The organism is Acidovorax sp. KPB24-03 (assembly GCF_057546605.1).
The window spans coordinates 1-2978 of record NZ_BAAJYR010000422.1 but is presented as its reverse complement, the minus strand read 5'-3'; the positions used below and the strand labels follow the sequence as shown (position 1 = coordinate 2978).

1 protein-coding gene is annotated in these 2978 nt (G+C 70.8%); it reads left to right on the top strand.

What is annotated here, in order from left to right; genetic code table 11:
• Nucleotides 1-101 precede the first annotated feature (101 nt).
• The coding region (locus AC27KI_RS21955; protein ID WP_487115823.1) for a DUF6531 domain-containing protein at nucleotides 102-2978 on the top strand (2877 nt) is incomplete at its 3' end.

The window sequence follows — 2978 nt, the reverse complement described above, 5'->3', positions numbered from 1 at the left end:
CCCCCCACCGCCGCCACCCTCCTCCCCCCACCCCCCGCCGCCCCCTGCCGCCGCCGCCACCCCCGTTGCCGCCGCCCGGCGACGGCTACCGGAGTGTCTCCGTGTTCCCTGGCGGGCAGGACGGCATGTGCGTGGGCGACCCCGTCATTCCCGCCACCGGGGAGAATTTCCAGGAGATCGTGGACCACCAGGACCCGTGGGGCGGCAGCCTGGACTTCGTGCGCATCTACCGCAGCCACTGGGCGCTGGACTCCGCCCGCGCCAGCCGGGGCTTCGGCCGCCAGTGGGGGCACAACCACGCCATCAGCCTGCGGGTGTCCGAGGGCGTGGCGACCGTCATCTTCGGCAACGGTGAGGAGCGGGGCTTTCAGCGCGCGGGCGCCCAGCAGGACTGGGTGGGCGACCAGCGCAGCGACACGCTGGCCCAGGCCGATGGCCTGTGGCGCTTTCGGAACGCCAGCGACGACTCCGTGCTCACCTTCGACAGCGCGGGCAAACTCCTGAGCCGCAGGGCGCGCAACGGCTGGGTCACCACCTACGGGTACACCTACGGGCGCCTGACCACCATCACCAACGCCTTCGGCAAGACCCTCACCCTCGTCTGGGGCGATCGGCTGATCGAACAGATCATCACGCCGGACTACCAAACCACCACCTACCGGTACAGCTACCAGGACGGCGTGGGCGACCGGCTGGTGTCGTCCCGCCTGCAGGACCAGTACCAGAAGACCTACCTGTACGAAGACACCGGCAACCCGTTCCTGCTGACCGCCATCGTCGATGAGAACGGCAGCCGTTTCGCCCAGTTCAGCTACGACGCGCTGGGCCGCACGCTCAAGGCCGCGCATGCAGGCGACGCCCTGGCGCACCAGTTCGACTACACCGACATCGCCTCGGGCCAGGTCGGCGTGAAAGACCCGCTCGGCCAGACCCGCCGGTACGGCTATACCGTGCAGAACAAGGCGCTGGCCGTCACCAGTGCCTCGTCGGCGCCGGGGCTGGCCTACCGCCCGGTCAACCGCCGGGTGCAGAACGCCGCCGGCCTCGTCACGGCGGAGGTGGACTTCGCTGGCCGCCAGACCACCTACGAATGGGACAACGACCGCCAGCTGCCCCTGCTGGCCACCCACGCCCAGGGCACCGCGCAGGAGCGCCGGGTCGCCACGCAGTGGCACCCCACCTACCGCCTGCCGGTCAAGGTCACCGATGGCCACCGCGTCACCGAATACACCTACGACGCGGACGGCAACGTCCTCACCGAGCGGGTGTACGACGCCAGCCTGCCCGACGGCGCAGCCCGTGCCGCCGTCCGCCGATGGGAATACCAGGGCGGCCTGGTCACCGCCGAAATCGATGCCCTGGGCGTGCGGCGCACATACACCTACCACAGCGACACGCCGCTATTGTTCGAATCCACCGACCCGTTCGGGCGGCGCACCAGCCACAGCTACAGCGATGGCCGCCTGGTGGGCAAGCTCCTGCCCAACGGCCTGGAAATCCAGTACGCCTATGGCAACAACCCCTGGAACCTGCTCGGCAACGTCTCGGTCTTCGGGATGCAATGGACCCACCAGTACAACGCCATCGGCAAGCGGTCCCGCACGACGCAGCCGGACGGCTACCAGATCGACTACGCCTACGACAGCGCGCACCGGCTGGCCTCGTGGAAGGACAACCGGGGCGCCTCGGGCAGCTATGGGTACGACCTGTTCAACAACGTCATCCTGCAGGAAGTCAAAGACGCCGCGGGCCAGACCGTGTGGCGCCAGGAGCGGGGCATCAACGCCGCCAACCAGCTGGAAACCGTCAAGGCCGGCAGCCAGGTGGACCGCTACGCCTACGGCCCCAACGGCGAGCGCATCACCGCCGAGAACGCCCTGGGCCAGCGCTACCGGTACGCCACCGACCCCCTGGGCCGCGTCGCGGAAATCACCGACCCCCTGGGCAAGGTCGCCTCGCTGTCCTACGACGGGCTGGGCGCCGTGCAGGGCGCCAAGGACTTCGCGGGCGTGGCCACCACGTATGCCAACGACATCCGGGGCAACGCCACGCGGGAGACCTCGGCCGACAGCGGCGCGGCCAACGTGCAATACGACGCACTGGGGCGCCCCACGCAGGTGAGCGATGCGCTGGGCCGCACCACCGGGCTCACGCGGGACGCGGCGGGGCGCTTGACGCGCATCCTCTTCAAGGACGGCAAGCAGAGCGTGTGGCGGTACGACCTCACCGGCGCCAGCTACAACGCCCCCGGCACGCCGCAGGCCAGCATCGGGTCCTTGAGCGAGATCCAGGACGCGGGCGTCACCACGCGCTGGCAGCGCGACCCGCTGGGCCGGGTCACCGCCCGCACCCAGGTGCTGGCCAACGGCGACAGCCGCACCCTGGCCCAGGCCTATGTGCCGGCGGGGCCGGACGGCGCCCGCAATGGCGGAGCCGGGCAGATCGCCACCCTCACCTACGCGAGCGGCAAGAAGCTGCAGTACCAGTACGACACCACGGGCCAGCTCACCGGGCTGCAATGGAACGGCCAGCCGCTGCTCACCGCCATCACCTGGAACCCGCTGGGCCAGCCCACCGGCTGGAAGTGGCCGGCCTTCGGCCTGGCCGAGCAGCGCAGCTACACCCTGGCGGGCCAGTTGTCCGCCAGCCGGCTGCTGCCGCAACTGGCCTGGGACAGCGCCGGGCGCCTGGCCCAGGTGCAGCAGCGGCACGCCCTGCGCGGCACCACGGGTGCGCAGCAGGCCGTGATCACCAGCGCCAACACCTACGACGCCACGGGCCGGCTCACCGCCAGCGCCCACAGCGCGCCGACCGGCCTCACGCTACCCACGGGCAGCGCGCTGAGCGACACCCTGGGCGCCAACGCCAGTGGCTATGCGTGGGACGCCAACGGCAACCGTAGCCAGAGCCACTACAGCAGCACCACGGCGGCGGGCACGGCCACGCTCAAGCGCAACTACGTCGCCGTCAGCGGCAGC